The sequence below is a fragment of the Ureibacillus sp. FSL K6-3587 genome (assembly GCF_038593165.1).
In the GTDB taxonomy this organism is placed as follows: domain Bacteria; phylum Bacillota; class Bacilli; order Bacillales_A; family Planococcaceae; genus Ureibacillus; species Ureibacillus suwonensis.
Window position 1 is genome coordinate 3160252 of sequence record NZ_CP151969.1, and the last position, 15141, is coordinate 3175392.

Below are 15141 nucleotides of genomic sequence, written 5' to 3' on the forward strand. Positions count from 1 at the left end.
CCTCCATTAATTATTTTTCCCGTTTATAAAAAGGTTTCGGCACCACTTGCGCTTTTACCTTCTTATTCCGGATTTCCACATCCACTTCTGTGCCCAAATCAGCATATTGGCTATCCAACAGGGCTAATCCCAAATTCCGTTTTGTGGAAGGTACTTGTGTTCCGGTTGTTACAACGCCGATTTCTGCGTCACCTTTAAAGACTTTATAGCCATGGCGAGGAATACCTTTTTCAATCATTTCAATGCCGACAAGTTTTCTTGAAAGCCCTTGTTCCTTTTGTTTGATCAGCGCTTCCTTGCCGATAAAATCCGACTCTTTTTGAAGTTTCACCGCAAATCCGATGCCTGCTTCAAGAGGTGAGATGGATTCAGATAATTCTTGCCCATAAAGCGGCAGACATGCTTCAAAGCGCAATGTGTCACGGGCGCCAAGACCACACGGAATGAGTCCATCCTCTTTTCCGGCCCCTAAAATTTTATGCCACAGTGCCACAATCGCTTTCGGCTCCCCATATAGTTCAAACCCGTCTTCTCCTGTATAACCGCTGCGGGAAAGCAATACCGGATAGCCGCCAATCGTTGCGGAAGCTTTGAAATGGAATGGTTTTATTTCTTTCAACTCTTCCTCCGTCAGTGTTTGCAATATTTTTTCTGAAAGCGGCCCTTGAAGAGCAATCATGGCATATTCATCGGATTTGTTTGTAATATCCACTTCGCCTTGGGCATGCTTTTTCAGCCATTCAAAATCTTTCTCAATATTCGCAGCATTCACTACAAGCAGATACTGATCATTTCCAAGGTTGTATACGATTAAATCATCAACAACCCCGCCATTTTCATAGCACATTACATTGTATTGTGCGCCACCTACAGGGATTTTTGAGATGTCATTGGATAATATTTTTTGCAGGAACCCGAGCGCATCTTTCCCTTCGACAATGATTTCTCCCATATGGGATACGTCAAATAGTCCTGCTCGTTTTCTTACAGCTTCATGTTCTTCTTTGATCGATGAAAATTGGACAGGCAGTTCCCATCCTCCAAAGTCAATGGTTTTCGCACCATATTTGGCATACTCGTCAAATAATGGTGTTCTTTTTAATTCTCCCATCAAGAAACCTCCCTTTACTGGATCCTCTTTAAAAGCTCATTAATTAATATAGGTAAAAAAGGACAGAAAATCCCCTTGTTTTAGGAATTCTCTGTCCTTTCACCTGAAAGTTACACCTACTGTAAAAGCAGGCTTTCCCCTTGGGTGGCTGAAAAATCAGCGCTCTCCAGAGTTGCGTCCCGTACGAGTCTTTTTGCCTGAGAGATTCATAGTTCCCCTACTTGCTCCTTCGGCGACGTAAACACGTTCTCTCCCCGCACAATCATCCGCCATTATCAAGTTGAACAATCATTATATCTTTGCCAATATCCTAACATTGAACAGGATGTAAGGCAACATTTTTTTAAAATCCTGTATAAAAAGCGAACATTTTTCAAATATAATTTATGTTCATTCGCCTTTCAAACGGTTCACTTGGAATGCCATGTAATTTACCACTTGACGGATTGTTCGATTATGCGTAAAGACGCGGATATGGGCTGCTCTTTTATAAAATTTTCTTCTGTAATAAAATAGTCGTTCCAGCTCTTTTTTTGTCGAACGTTGGGCGATCGGGCGATTTTTATCATTTTTGATCCGGTTGTAAATATCTTCAAAAGGAGCATCCAGAAAGAAAACGAGGCCTGTCCTTCTCATGATTTCCCGGTTTTCCGGTCTCATCGCAACCCCGCCGCCAGTGGCAATAATACAAGCTTCATCCCGGAAATTTCTCAAAAATTCCGTTTCGAGATTCCGAAAATGCTCCTCTCCGTATTTTTCTAAAATTTCAGGAATCGGCATCCCCTGTTGCCTTACAATCTCTTTATCCATATCATAAAAGGGCATCCGCAATACATAGCTTAATTGGCGTCCAATTGCACTCTTTCCGCATCCCATGAATCCTACCAAATATATTTTTCTCATTTTTGACACCTTTCTACACAAAACTCCCAGTTATCGATTCAATAAGTTAATCGTAGCACGAACATTGACGTTTTCCAATGAATTAATGATTGAAAATTGCGTTAAATAGGATGTGCTGTAAAACATTACAAAAGACATTACAAAAAATAGCAGCAGGATGGCGATGGGATACATAACTCCTTTTTCATTTTTTATATTGGACAAATAACGTTCTCTCCTTCTCTATTCCATTCAAAAACCTGACTTTCACTGTCAACAGGTTGTCCGAGATGACAAACTCGGCATTTTGAATTCCAATAAGCAACGGCACATATCCCTGCCCGTTTACTTGCAGCCGGATGACATCTGAAATCTTGTTAATTTTGAGGGTTTTCGATGGTGATTCGACTATGTATAAAGAATTTGCCATCCAATAAACATCCTCGATATCAATCAAATATTGTTGAAAATCCTGTATAAAAATTTCCCATTTTATCTGTTCGTCCGCAAGAAAGGTATCGTTCCATTGTTGTATCAATAAATATATGGCCAATATGAGCTGGGCGAGCAGGGTGAAAGTCAGCAGATGAAAAAGCGCCTCAATCAGTGTAAAGCCGTTTCTATTGTTTCGTACTCTCCATTGGCATCGATGCATTTCAATCGTTCCTTATCCAGATTGGTGAAATGAACACAAATCGTATCTTTTTGGAAAGTCCAACGAAATTCCACATGATCAATCCATTTTGTCCCTTCACTAATCCCGGTTGTCTTTGCAATACGCACTCCCTCATAAGCCACTTCGGAAGCGTGCAATTCCAGGGTCTTATTGTAAAGGGAATGTTGGAGCTGATATACAAAAGGAAGAAAACCCATCAAAACAAAGAGGATGCTGATGACAAACAGCGATTCAATCAGGGAGGCCCCTTTTTCATTCCACATAACGGATTCTTCCTTTATCGATGTTGATGATGATGCTTTTTTCTCCGTACGGGGTCTGAAAAGTGATCGTCCCGAAGTTTTTTACCCCGCCCCTTGTATTGATGGATAGAGTGGACAAATTGCTGAAATCATTAATCGAAATCATATCCGGAATTTTTCTCTCGATGAGGACGTCATTCATTTGATGATATATCCGGTAACTGTTCGAGGATGAAAAAGAAACATAACAGCCCTTCTCATTTTCGAGCGCCCACATTTGAGCCATTTGGATGTCCAGTTTCAATTGGTGGAAGAACTGTTCCACAATCATTTTTTCCGTCATTTTGACCGGGATTGTCACACCGATCATGCCAATCAATGACACAATCATCAACACTAACAGCATTTCCAGCAAAGTAAAGCCTTTCTCATCTTTCATTCCCATTCTTCCCCGTCAATTTTTGGCCACATTAACCGTTCCGTCCGATTGAATTTCAATATCCATTCCATTTGGACATTTCTCCATCCCTTCTTTCAAATATTCTTTTTCTACCAAATCGTCCAATGTGGGAATGGTTTTGTGTTCCATTCGGTAAGATTCCACCTGGCCCTGCACCATCTGCACGTACGCCTTGCAACCTTTGTCATCAATCGTATTCATGTGTTTCATGATGTTTGGAACAGTGATCAAAATCAGGATGGAAATGATAAACAGCACGATCAGCATCTCGATCAATGTGAAACCTTTCTGATTTTTCATTCCAGCACCCCTTTCACATGATTTCCACCAGGTCGTATACCGGAAGCAGCATGCTGATATAAGCCGCAACAATGCAAAGGGCGATCAGTATGAAGAAAAGCGGCTGAATGGTTGCCATGCAAGTTTTGAGCATCGATTGGATTTTCCCATCAAGCAATTCGCTGAAAATGAGCATTTCACGTCCCAGGTGGCCGCTTCTTTCACCATGCTTTATAAATTCATCAAACTTGGGTGTAAACAATCCGAGGATTTTCACCGCTTCCCCCAATGAATCGCCGAAAATAACCCTATGTTTCAATAATGCGGCGACATAAGACACATGCCGGCTCATTTCTTGTTCTTCTAGGATCGACAATGCATGTTGAAGAGAAATACCGGATAACAATAAACTTCCAAGCAAATGGGAAAATTGTCTTGTCAAATGCAATTTATAAACATAATTGACAACAGGGATTTTAAGCAGCATGTTCAACTGCTCTGCAATATCACGTTTACGTATATAGTGAATCATGCCAATTGTTGACACCACGCCGACAACTGTGGCCGCAATCAGAAAATCCGGAAAATGAAGCAATACCATGGCCAATTTTAAGCTGGCAATCCCCGCTGAATTGGTGGACGTTGCAATTTGTTGCATATTCGGCAAAAAATAGTTCCGAAATATAACAAAAACGATTGCCAATATCGTTATCAAAAAAACCGGATATGCCAACAGCTTGGCCACTTTTCTTGCCATCTCCCGCTGAAATTCCATTTGTCCGCTGATGTGGTGCAACGATTCCGCCAACTCCCCTTTCTCTTCCGCAATATTTGTTAATAGCAGAAAATGTTTGGGGATGGGAAAATATTTCAATATATCCGAAACCCGTGAACCACTGTTGAATTGTTGCTGCATCATGCCATTCCATTTTTCCGGATCATCCACGTGATACGGAAGCAGCATGAACAAAGCATCCGAAAAGGTGTACCCTTCTTTCATTAATGTCCCAATCCGTTTTAAAAGGGATGGAACGTTGCGCACTTTGTCCTTCCTGTTTTTGAAAAAAGGGAAATCGACACTTTTACCTATTTGATGTAGCATGGTGTTCTCCTGAATCAATCCACGTAATTTGATACTCCAGCGTTTGTTCAACAGGCAATCGGTACTCCTTTCCCTCCATGGCGGCTTTAATCGCTTCATTTAAATAATCACCGGCCAAAATTTCATATATGGCTTTTCGGCCATCGCTATCTTGAGTTGGTATTAAACATTGCGCAATAATCGCTATCACGGCTTGCCGAATTTCTTCCAAAGAAACATTCAAATCCCGTAGCCGGTAGATGCAATTCACCGTATCTTTTGCATGGATGGTGGACAACACCAAATGACCCGACAATGAGGCGCGGACGGCAATTTGAGCGGTCTCTTCATCCCTGATTTCACCTATCAGGATCACATCGGGGGAATGCCGCAGAATCGCTTTCAATCCGCTGGCATAGGTAATTCCCGCCCGTTCATTCACCTGAATTTGAAGCATATGGGACTGGCTGTTTTCCACCGGATCTTCCAGCGAAATCACATGCCTGCCCAATGTTTCGCTGCAATATTTGGCCAAAGAATACAGAGTGGTCGTTTTGCCGGTTCCGGTCGCCCCGCAAAACAAAATCAGCCCTTGATGATTTGAAACCAATCGTAATAAGTTTTCTGCTGAATGGCGAAAATAACATAAAGAAGAAATGGGATATGAGGCATTTTGAAGAAATAATCGAATCACGAGGCTTTCTCTTTTATAAACGGAAGGCAATGTGGATACCCGAAAGGCATACAAATGGTCACTCAACGATTCTTCAAAGGAACCGCTTTGGGGTTTTCTTTTTTCACTGATATCCAAAGAAGATTTGAATTTGAAATAGGAGATGATTCGTTCACCTAAATGGATGGGGTAATGGCCTGCAGGGAACAGCTTTCCATATTTCCGAAAATGAATGATGTATTGGTTTGGAGCCGGTTCAATATAAATGTCGCTGGCTCCAAAATGCAAAGCCTTCAACAAAAGCTGGTTGGATTTTGTCTCAACGACAGACTCTACATCCAAACAGATCACCTGCTTCCCGCACCTAAATTGTGACCGCTGTTTTTAATATAGTATAAAATGAAGACTCCATTCCGAAAAGTCTTTTTCAGAAAATTTTTATTTCAGACCAATTTCCTGCTGAAATCTTTGTTTTCGAAAAGTTTTTGACAAATTTTATTACAAATTTTGAATATTTTCCTACTCTTCCTCATTGGACATGCATTTTCACTATCATTTCATTAAAAATAAAGATACAATTGTAGTAGCATAATATTACTAAAGGTGGGATAACAGAATGTTGCATCCATTAAAAATTGCGAGTACTTTGGCAGATGAAACTCGTTTCCAAATATATGAATACATGTTGCAACAAAAAAGATCTTTTACCGTTCAAGATATTGCAGATAAATTCAACATCCACCCGAACGTGGCAAGATTGCATTTAACAAAACTCGCGGAAATCAACCTGATCACCGCTGATTTTCTAAAATCAGGGAAAGGCGGAAGACCCGGCCGTATTTACAAAGTGTCTGAACAAGGAGTCGACTTGAGTTTTCCAAAACGGGAAGACAAACATTTGATCAAATGGGCGATTGAACTTGTTTATGAATTTGGCCAAGAAGGGTTGGAAAAAGCGAAGAAAATCAGTTATGAAGATGGATACAGCGAAATGCGGTCCCGTCTTGTAAAAATGAATTCGCCAATCAATTTTGAAGACAGAGTGGAAATGTTGTCCGAAGCGGCTTTACTTGTCGGGTACATTCCGAAAATCGTGGATACTGAAAAAGGAAAAAAAGTCATTTTGACAATCTACAATTGCCCTTTCAGAAGCCAGCTCACAGAACATAGCGATATTATATGCGATCTTCATAAATCCTATATTAAAGGGCAAATCGATGCGTTATTTGAAGAAAACAGTTTTGTTCAATTTGAAAGCATGATTCATGATTGCGAGTTTTGCAAGTATGAAATCAATGTGCCAAATATAGCGTTGTAAAATTTTACACTTGATTGTCACAAATCTATTGAAGTATTCAGTTTACAATATTGTCAATTATCATTTATAATAAACATTGAAATATTGTGTCGCTACAAAAAGGAGGGAATCGACATGGCTAATATGTATAAAGTTTTAGCATTCTGGACAGGTATTTTCGCCGTAATGTTCTACCTTGGCGATATGGTCGAGGTTTCGCTATTATTTGTTGGTAATTCGGTATTATTCTTATTATTAGGCTTCTTAAACCTTTCAGAACGCATGTACATGTACATTTTCGGAGCATATTTGACAATATTCTTTGCTGGTTTCACTTATTACACGACATTTATACACGTACCTGGTGCGGGACATTAATAATGGACAGCAAAAAAGAGGCTGGGACAAAACCCCCTCTAAAATGGAAACAGCCCATGAAATTTTGGAATGAAATTTCATGGGCTGTTTTTCATTTTTGGCTCTATAATATTTGGTGTTGGTGAGTATAAACCAGCACCAATTTTTTTGAACAAAAAAAAATGAGACAGTGACAAAACTCTGGTAAAATGTAATCGCCAAAACACATTTTCCAAAGGAGTTGTGTCACATGTCTCACCATCATTCTATACGAAACCTACTCAATATAAAAGATAAAAATATCACATTTGATGAAAATTTTTGTGCAGAAGAACTCATTAAAGGGGTCCAATCAAAAGTCTTTTATGGCCAATTAACTTACCAACCAAAAGCGTGCTATGCTTGTGGACATGTCTTTGATGATCAAATCATTAAACACGGTTTTAAAACGTCTCTCATTAAAATGCCTAGTGTTTCAGGTTTTCATACCTACTTAAAATTGCGTAAACAGCGTTATTTCTGTAAACATTGTCATTCCACGTTTACTTTAAAAACGAGCGTCGTGGCTAAAAACTGTTGTATTTCCAACAATACTAAAGTATCGATTGCTTTAAACGCCAAAGATAAAATATCCGAAAAAGATATTGCGATGAAACATAATGTTTCTCATGCCACTGTCAGTCGAGTCATTGACAGCTTTTATATCTACTATCAACCAAATGTTCACTACCTTCCAAAGCATTTGTGTTTTGATGAGTTTAAATCAGTGAAATCCGCAGCTGGAGCGATGTCCTTTATTTTCTGTGACTCTGAAACGGGGGAGATGGTGGATATCGTGGAGGACCGAAGATTACATGTCCTCAAAGAGTATTTCTTACGGTATTCCAAGAAGGCGAGAGATGCGGTAAAAACGATTGTCATCGATATGTACAGCCCTTATATTTCCTTAATCCAAGAAGTTTTCCCTAAAGCGGAAATCATACTCGACAAATTCCATATCCTCCAACTATTTAGCAGAGCTTTAAACAAAACGCGCATCAACGTCATGAATCGGGATAAAAAGAATTACAATAAATTGAAAAAATACTGGAAGCTCCTTCTGAAAGATCAAACAAAACTTGATTATAAGAACTATAAATATCATCGTTGCTTTAAAAAGCATATGTGTGAGGTGGAGATTCTCCACTATCTCATTGATTTAGATTCTGAATTAAAAGCGTCCTATGAGTTATACCAATACGTTCGCCATTGCATCAAAACCAAAGACTTTGAGCTCCTAAAGAAAACATTAGAGAATAAACAAAATATCGTTTCCAGCTATATGAAAACCGCCATCAAGACAATCAACAAATACATCAATTACATGGAGAATACGTTGAAATATGATTATAGCAACGGCATTTTAGAGGGGATTAATAACAAAATCAAAGTGATTAAACGCATTTCTTTCGGTTATCGATCCTTCTATCACTTTAGAAACCGAATATTCATTACCCAAAACTTAGCGAAAATAAAAACAGCTTAGGGGAACCTCGAATTTCCCCTAAGCCATCCGATTACATATTACCAAATAATGTCACTAAAATTTATTCACCAACACCATTTGACAAAGAACCTCATTTTTTCAATAAAAAATAAGGACCTCTTCTGTTAAAATTAAGTTAGCACACAAAACCTAACAGAAAGAAGGGTCCTTATGTTCAAATATTATAACATGAATCAATTAGTTTTGCCTCTAGATTTAGAAATAAAATTACAAGAAAATGATATTGCCTTCCACATTCACCATTTAGTTGAAAGTATTCCAGATGAAGCCTTCCAGCCGTTTCTTCGAAATACAGGTTGTCCTGCTTATCATCCACGCATGATGCTAAAAATTATTTTGTGTGCCTATTCGCAGTCTGTCTTTTCAGGTCGAAAAATTGAAGCGCTATTAAAGGACAGTATACGAATGATGTGGTTGGCACAAGGATATGAACCAAGTTATCGGACGATCAATCGTTTTCGTGTGCATCCGGAAGTAAAAGAATTAATTCGTCAATGTTTTGTCCAATTCCGTTGCCAACTGGTGGAAGAAAAGTTAATCGATCAAGAAGCCATTTTTATCGATGGTACGAAGATTGAAGCGAATGCCAATAAATTTACTTTCGTATGGAAGAAATCCATTGAAAAATACAACCAAAGCTTAATTGAAAAATCCAATCAGCTCTACAACGAACTGTTAGAGAAGGAAATCATCCCTGAAATGGAGCGGGAAAATGAGGGAGAACTGTCCGTTGAAGAACTCGCTCAAATGGTGCAACAAGTCGATGAAGTGATTACGGAATATGACCAAAAGATAGAAGCATCGCCCGATGCCACAGAACGAAAAGCATTAAGAAGCGAACGGAAATATCCGAAGCGAGTGTACAAACAGTTGATTGACTTGATTTTACGTAAACAAAAGTATCAAAAAGACTTCGAAATCTTGGGTGAACGGAATAGTTATTCCAAAACAGACTTAGATGCGACGTTCATGCGAATGAAAGACGACTATATGAAAAACGGTCAATTGAAGGCTGGATACAACGTACAAATCGCAACAGAAGGTCAATACGCACTAGCTTATAGCATCTTTCCAAATCCTACTGATACACGTACATTAATTCCGTTCTTGAATAAGATAGAAAAGGATTATTTTCCGTTGCCAAAGTATATTGTCGCAGATGCTGGTTATGGTAGTGAACAAAACTATGAAGACATCCTTTCGAATCGAAAATGTGAGGCACTCATTCCATATACCATGTATGAGAAAGAACAAAAGAAGAAATATAAACAAAATCCATTTCATCCAGACAATTGGATGTACGACGAAGAAAGTGATACCTACATTTGTCCAAATCAGCAGCGAGTAACCTTCCGTTATCGTTCTGTACGTACAGATAAGACTGGTTTCAAACGAGAATTGAAAATCTATGAATGTGAAAACTGTTCAGGATGTCCATTTCGTTCATCATGCACAAAAGCAAAGGAAGGCAATCACCGAAAGGTCATGGTGAATGAAAAATGGGAACAACAAAAAGAATATGTAAGAGCGAAGCTTTCAGAAGAAAAAGCTGGTTCTATTTTCCGTCAACGTAAAATAGACGTAGAACCAGTTTTTGGATTCTTGAAGGCTAATTTGCGTTTCACTCGATTTTCCGTTCGAGGAAAATCGAAAGTGGAAAATGAAATGGGCATTGCCTTAATGGCCGTGAATTTACGAAAATACACGGCCAACAAAGATCAACTAACCAAAAATAATGGGGATAAATGGAAAAAGGAGAATTTGAGTTGGCTCAAATTCTCCTTTTTCCTATCTAGAAGCTAGTTTTGTCCCAGCCTCTTTTTTATTTTGCCCAAATTAAAATCCATGCAGAAACGGATTTGAATCCATCTCATGGGCAGGTGTTGTATAAGGGCCATGGCCTGGATAAATAATAAAGTCATCAGGCAGCACAAGCAATTTCTCATGAATGGATGAAAGCAACACTTCCATGGAACCGCCGAGGAGATCCGTCCGGCCGATGCTTCCTTGAAACAGTGTGTCGCCCACAATGGCAAATCCATCTTCCTTAAAAATATAGGAAATGCTTCCTGGTGAATGGCCAGGGGTAAATACGGCTGAAAACCTCATGCCGGCCACTTCAAACGATTGTTCTTTGTCGATGATTACATCAGCCGGTTGCAAACGATAGGTTGGCAATGCCGCATATTTTCCGGACCCGTTTTTATTTGGATCCATCAACCAATCCTCTTCTTCTTTATGGATGTATACAGGGATATTGAAAGCTTCCCTTACTTCATCCACAGCGCCAATATGGTCAAAATGGGCGTGAGTCAAAAAGACCGCCTTTGGTCGCAACTGTTGGGCTTGTATGGCCGAAATGATTCTATCCCCCTCTTCACCGGGATCAAAAATGATGCAATCTTTCGCTTCATTGCTCACGATGTAGCAATTCGCCTGCACAGGTCCGACAGTCAATATTTTCACATCCAACAATTTCATCACCTCTAGCGTATTATACAATGGTTTGGAAAAAATGAACATTCCGAAACCATTTGAATTCCATTGATGAAATAATTTATGTTGTTCAAATAAACGTCACTTTTTAACCTCGACATTTTATGACCGTTGCTATAAAATAGAGTAGGAATATTCTTTTACCGACATACTCTGTGGATGTCGAAAGGAGTGTAATATTTTAATGAACTTATTAATGGTTTTATTTGGTTTAATTGCAATTCTTTCATTAGTTGCGGCATTCCGCGCAATCAAAGCGAAAAATGTTCTTGCGATTATTTTTGGACTAGCTGCTGGACTTGTTTTTGGTTGGTTTACAATCATGACAATCGTTCATCAGGGATATCCTCCAATGATGTAAAACAATGTATAAAAAACGAGATACGTCATGTATCTCGTTTTTTATATGGCCAAAAAAATGACAAAAAAATAAGAGGCTGGGACAAAAGATAAAAAACACCATTTTCTCCGGGAGAAAATGGTGTTTTTTTGATAATTGAAGAAAATTGATTTCCGTTCCGGGGACGCTTTCCGCGGCCCGACTCGAGCCTCCTCGGAGCTCAATCCTTCGCTCCTGCGGGGTCTCGAGAGGGCTCGTCGCAGGAGTCGCCCCGTCACTCCAATCAATTTATTACAAAAAATCTTTTTGCAGCTCGTTCACTTTATTAGTTATGTCCCAGCCTCCTTATTATTATTTCACAGCATCAGATAATAGATTTCCTGTTTCTTCATCATAGAATCTTAACAAGTCACCATTGATAATCTTATCGGAATATTCAAGTTCTTTCTGTGCCCGTTCGATATAAGGCTTACATCCTTGAATATCCACTTCTTCCCCTGTTGCCCGGTCATAGCATGTTTCTTCAGCGTACACATATTTATCTGTTACAAATCGGCCATCGCGGAAGATAACGAAGTCTTCATGCTCATCAGAGAACAAGTCGGCACCTAATTGCATATCGTTGGAAGTATCGATACCCAATAGATGTAGAATTGTTGGTCTTAAGTCCATTTGACCTCCGACTTTATCAATCACATGCCCATCACCTGAGCCAGGAATATGAATGAATAAAGGAACAGATTGCAATAAAGCTGTATCATATGGTGTAATTTCGTCTTTGCCTAAATACTGTGCCATTGCTTTGTTATGGTTTTCAGAAATACCATAATGGTCGCCGTACATGACAATGATGGAATTATCATATAAACCTTTTTCTTTTAACTCTTCAAAGAATACTTTCAACGCTTCATCCATGTAACGAACTGTTTGGAAGTAACGGTTCAATGTACCTGAATTTGAATTATATTCAGGAATCATTTTATCTTCTTCATCCAATGTGAATGGGAAGTGGTTTGTTAAAGTAATCATCCGCGTATAGAATGGCTGTGGTTGTTCAGCCAACAAATCCGCAGATTGTTCAAAGAACGGAATATCTTTTAATCCCCAGTTCACTGAGTTTTCATCGTTGACATCATAGTAAGTAATATCATAGAATTTTTGCATTTTCAATGATTGGTACATCATGTCACGGTTCCAGAAGGATTTGTTGTTGGCGTGCATGACGCTAGTGTAATAACCATTTTTCCCGAGTTTTTCAGACATGGAGTTGAATGTGTTTCCGCTGTGTGTAAAGAATACGGCACCGCGGTCCAACCCGAACAATGAGTTTTCCAAAATGAACTCGGCATCACTCGTTTTTCCCAGCCCTGTTTGATGATAGAAATTGCTGAAATAATACGTATCTTTATCGTGAATCAAAGAATTCAAGAACGGTGTCACTTCATAACCATTCATGTCATTTTGCAACACAAAGTTTTGCAATGATTCAAGCTGGATCACAATCAAATTTCGACCTTTGTATTTGCCAAACATATCTTCGTTCACAGCAGCCTGGTTGGCTTGAACATAGTTGTCCACTTCCACCAATTCGCTTCCATCGGCAAGAGCGCGTTGAGCGGAAGATTTGGATTGAATATAAATATCATACAAATGGTAATTATAAGTTCCGATGTTTTTCACAAGCAATTCACGGTCGAAGCTTCGAGTCAATAGTTGCGGACGCTCTGTTTCGGCAAGTCCCAAATTTAAAAACAGCACTGCCAAAGCCAAAACGAAATAAGCTCGACGGACATTTTTACGCACACTATAAGAACTTCCGAGTTTCGGTATATATTTCACGGCAATCAGGATAATAAATACGTCGATGAAATATAACAAATCCTTCAAGTTAAGGATTTCAGCAACGGATGTTCCCAATTCCCCAAAGTTGCTTGTTTGGAATAGCACCGGCAACGTGATGAAATCGTTGAAGAATCGATAAAAGGCAACGTTTCCGAATAACACAATGCTTAACAGGATGCTTGTGCCGATAATCCATCGATTCCGGGCTTTTTCCGTTTTGAAAAATAAAGATAATCCGTAAGCAAATAATAAAAAGCTGAGTGGATTTATAAATAAAATGAATTTTTGCATTCCATTTTCCAAATCAAATTCAAAGCTGGTTCGATAAACGATTGCAGTTTTAATCCAAGTCGCTAAAATGGCAATGATTAAAATTGAATGTTTCGGCCATTTCCATGACTTCATGTTATATCCCCCTTTTGATGGTTTAAAGAACCCCGGAACAAAATTTACATAATCTTCATATATTCCAATTTAAACAAATAATATCTTAATCCTTTTTTTACTATTAATCAATGAAAAGCAATACCTAAAATTAAAGAATATGTGTTATTGAAATTATATATTACCTTCCTTCCGCTTTTATCCATAAATATTTACGTATTTTTTACAAAAAGGTTCCCAAAAAGAAAACACAGTGGATTTTCCACTGCCACATTGGAAGAACGACTTAACAAGTCTAAGTCTTTTAACCATAATAGTCAATCATGATTTTCTTCTATTTTTAGCAATTCTTAATATTTCACGTTCATTTTTCTCTCTTCTTCCAATTTAATTTCATTTCGGATGATCAATAAGGCGGATTGGTATTCCTTTACATCCAAAATTTGCGACTTATATAACTCACGAATCTCATCTTCCATCATTATCAGGTCGCCAATACGATCCCCTGTATAAATGAACGATCCATATTGTCTCAACAAATTCCGAATATCAAGGATTGTCTTCATTTTGCTCCCTCCGATTGTGTTCGCAATTTATAACCGATTTTTCAGTAATGATTATATCGACCGGTATATCATGTGATTCCTTTGGCAATTCGTCAACAATCTGCAAATGAAAGGCCAGTGAGATAAAACGCCCGCTACATTTTGGCAAATAGCGGTCATAATAACCCCCTCCATATCCGATTCGATACCCTTTTGCATCGAATACGATTCCCGGAACAATCATCAAATCGATTTCTTCGGGAGAGACGTAAACCGTCTGGGAAGGGATCGGCTCCTCCAAATCCATATAAACCGTTTCCAGTTGGCTGAAACTTGTAATTTCATAAAAATCCATCGTGCGACTTTCCGGATTGCATTTCGGTACAGCCACCCGCTTTTCCAAACGCCATAATTCTTCAATAATCTTGCGGGTTTCGACTTCAGGCGGCTTTGAAATCGTAATCGCTACCGTTCCGCATTGCTTGAGGAAGGGTTCGTTCATCAATCGTTCTTTAATCATCGATGAATATTTATGATAAGTTTCATTGGACAATTCGCTCAAAGCCGATTTTATCGTTTTTCGCCATTCTTTTTTGTTCAAACATCATCAATCCTTTTCGTATACATAAAAAGCCAAAACCGTAAATGGTTTTGGCAAAAAAATTACTTCGTTTCACGGTGAAGAGTGACTTTCTTCTCGCGAGAGCAATATTTTTTAAGTTCAAGACGTTCTGGATTGTTGCGTTTATTTTTTGTTGTAATATAATTACGTTCTCCGCATTCTGTGCAAGCTAAAGTAATATTTACACGCATGATTAACCCTCCCACTCTATATCATGAATTGTAATATATGCAATGATTTATACGACTAAGTCATTATATCATAAATCGAAAAAAAATCTAGCATCATTTATTAATTAACAGCGTTAT

The 15141-nt window shown here is 38.7% G+C and carries 18 protein-coding genes and 1 riboswitch; of the genes, 5 read left to right on the forward strand and 13 right to left on the reverse strand.

Going from position 1 to position 15141, the window contains the following annotated elements:
- Positions 1-10 precede the first annotated feature (10 nt).
- The 8 genes from gcvT to comGA all read right to left on the reverse strand — a co-directional run bounded on the left by gcvT (position 11) and on the right by comGA (position 5755).
- Complete coding sequence (gene gcvT / locus NSS77_RS15570) at positions 11-1114, reverse strand: glycine cleavage system aminomethyltransferase GcvT (RefSeq protein ID WP_342469559.1); 1104 nt, start codon at positions 1112-1114, stop codon at positions 11-13.
- 172 nt (positions 1115-1286) lie between these two features.
- Positions 1287-1377, reverse strand: a riboswitch (glycine riboswitch).
- A 124-nt stretch (positions 1378-1501) separates the two neighbouring features.
- The gene (locus NSS77_RS15575) at positions 1502-2014 is read right to left on the reverse strand and encodes a shikimate kinase (protein WP_342469560.1); all 513 of its coding nucleotides are present in this window, start codon (positions 2012-2014) and stop codon (positions 1502-1504) included.
- Between the two features lie 184 nt (positions 2015-2198).
- Entirely contained in the window at positions 2199-2648 is a 450-nt protein-coding gene (comGF, locus tag NSS77_RS15580) for a competence type IV pilus minor pilin ComGF (RefSeq protein WP_342469561.1), read from the reverse strand.
- Positions 2597-2932 (reverse strand): hypothetical protein, encoded by a 336-nt coding sequence (locus tag NSS77_RS15585; protein ID WP_342469562.1) that lies wholly within the window; start codon positions 2930-2932, stop codon positions 2597-2599. The genes comGF and NSS77_RS15585 overlap by 52 nt, the downstream gene beginning before the upstream one ends.
- Positions 2922-3350: a competence type IV pilus minor pilin ComGD gene (gene comGD, locus NSS77_RS15590; RefSeq protein ID WP_342469563.1), complete on the reverse strand. Its 429-nt coding sequence runs from the start codon at positions 3348-3350 to the stop codon at positions 2922-2924. Before comGD ends, NSS77_RS15585 begins: the two co-directional genes overlap by 11 nt.
- 15 nt (positions 3351-3365) lie before the next feature.
- Positions 3366-3671: a competence type IV pilus major pilin ComGC gene (gene comGC / locus NSS77_RS15595; RefSeq protein WP_342469564.1), complete on the reverse strand. Its 306-nt coding sequence runs from the start codon at positions 3669-3671 to the stop codon at positions 3366-3368.
- A gap of 13 nt (positions 3672-3684) precedes the next feature.
- Positions 3685-4752, reverse strand: a complete 1068-nt coding sequence (gene comGB, locus NSS77_RS15600) for a competence type IV pilus assembly protein ComGB (RefSeq protein WP_342469565.1) — start codon at positions 4750-4752, stop codon at positions 3685-3687.
- Entirely contained in the window at positions 4733-5755 is a 1023-nt protein-coding gene (comGA, locus tag NSS77_RS15605) for a competence type IV pilus ATPase ComGA (protein ID WP_342469566.1), read from the reverse strand. Before comGA ends, comGB begins: the two co-directional genes overlap by 20 nt.
- 265 nt (positions 5756-6020) lie before the next feature.
- Here comGA and NSS77_RS15610 point away from each other — a divergent pair, with 265 nt between their 5' ends.
- The 4 genes from NSS77_RS15610 (at position 6021) to NSS77_RS15625 (ending at position 10407) form a co-directional block, all read left to right on the forward strand.
- Positions 6021-6722, forward strand: coding sequence for a helix-turn-helix domain-containing protein (locus NSS77_RS15610; RefSeq protein ID WP_342469567.1), 702 nt, complete (start codon positions 6021-6023; stop codon positions 6720-6722).
- Between the two features lie 114 nt (positions 6723-6836).
- Positions 6837-7079 carry a DUF2626 family protein gene (locus NSS77_RS15615; protein ID WP_342469568.1) on the forward strand — a complete coding sequence of 81 codons (243 nt, stop codon included), beginning with the start codon at positions 6837-6839 and terminating at the stop codon, positions 7077-7079.
- A 229-nt stretch (positions 7080-7308) separates the two neighbouring features.
- Complete coding sequence (locus tag NSS77_RS15620; RefSeq protein ID WP_342469082.1) at positions 7309-8583, forward strand: ISL3 family transposase; 1275 nt, start codon at positions 7309-7311, stop codon at positions 8581-8583.
- A gap of 171 nt (positions 8584-8754) precedes the next feature.
- A complete protein-coding gene (locus NSS77_RS15625) occupies positions 8755-10407 on the forward strand; it encodes an IS1182 family transposase (RefSeq protein ID WP_232019826.1) in 1653 nt (550 codons plus the stop codon).
- A gap of 33 nt (positions 10408-10440) precedes the next feature.
- Here NSS77_RS15625 and NSS77_RS15630 read toward each other — a convergent pair whose 3' ends face one another.
- Positions 10441-11079, reverse strand: a complete 639-nt coding sequence (locus tag NSS77_RS15630) for an MBL fold metallo-hydrolase (RefSeq protein WP_342471307.1) — start codon at positions 11077-11079, stop codon at positions 10441-10443.
- Between the two features lie 205 nt (positions 11080-11284).
- On the opposite strand from NSS77_RS15630, the gene NSS77_RS15635 reads away from it, so the two are divergent.
- A complete protein-coding gene (locus NSS77_RS15635; protein WP_342469569.1) occupies positions 11285-11461 on the forward strand; it encodes a DUF2759 domain-containing protein in 177 nt (58 codons plus the stop codon).
- Positions 11462-11791: 330 nt separating this feature from the next.
- Here the strand turns inward: NSS77_RS15635 and NSS77_RS15640 are convergent, their stop codons facing one another.
- The 4 genes from NSS77_RS15640 to rpmG all read right to left on the reverse strand — a co-directional run bounded on the left by NSS77_RS15640 (position 11792) and on the right by rpmG (position 15024).
- The gene (locus NSS77_RS15640; RefSeq protein ID WP_342469570.1) at positions 11792-13687 is read right to left on the reverse strand and encodes an LTA synthase family protein; all 1896 of its coding nucleotides are present in this window, start codon (positions 13685-13687) and stop codon (positions 11792-11794) included.
- Between the two features lie 329 nt (positions 13688-14016).
- Entirely contained in the window at positions 14017-14232 is a 216-nt protein-coding gene (locus NSS77_RS15645; RefSeq protein WP_342469571.1) for a YqgQ family protein, read from the reverse strand.
- Positions 14216-14812, reverse strand: coding sequence for a 5-formyltetrahydrofolate cyclo-ligase (locus NSS77_RS15650; protein WP_342469572.1), 597 nt, complete (start codon positions 14810-14812; stop codon positions 14216-14218). The genes NSS77_RS15645 and NSS77_RS15650 overlap by 17 nt, the downstream gene beginning before the upstream one ends.
- A 62-nt stretch (positions 14813-14874) precedes the next feature.
- Positions 14875-15024 carry a 50S ribosomal protein L33 gene (rpmG, locus tag NSS77_RS15655; RefSeq protein WP_208649926.1) on the reverse strand — a complete coding sequence of 50 codons (150 nt, stop codon included), beginning with the start codon at positions 15022-15024 and terminating at the stop codon, positions 14875-14877.
- Positions 15025-15141 lie beyond the last annotated feature (117 nt).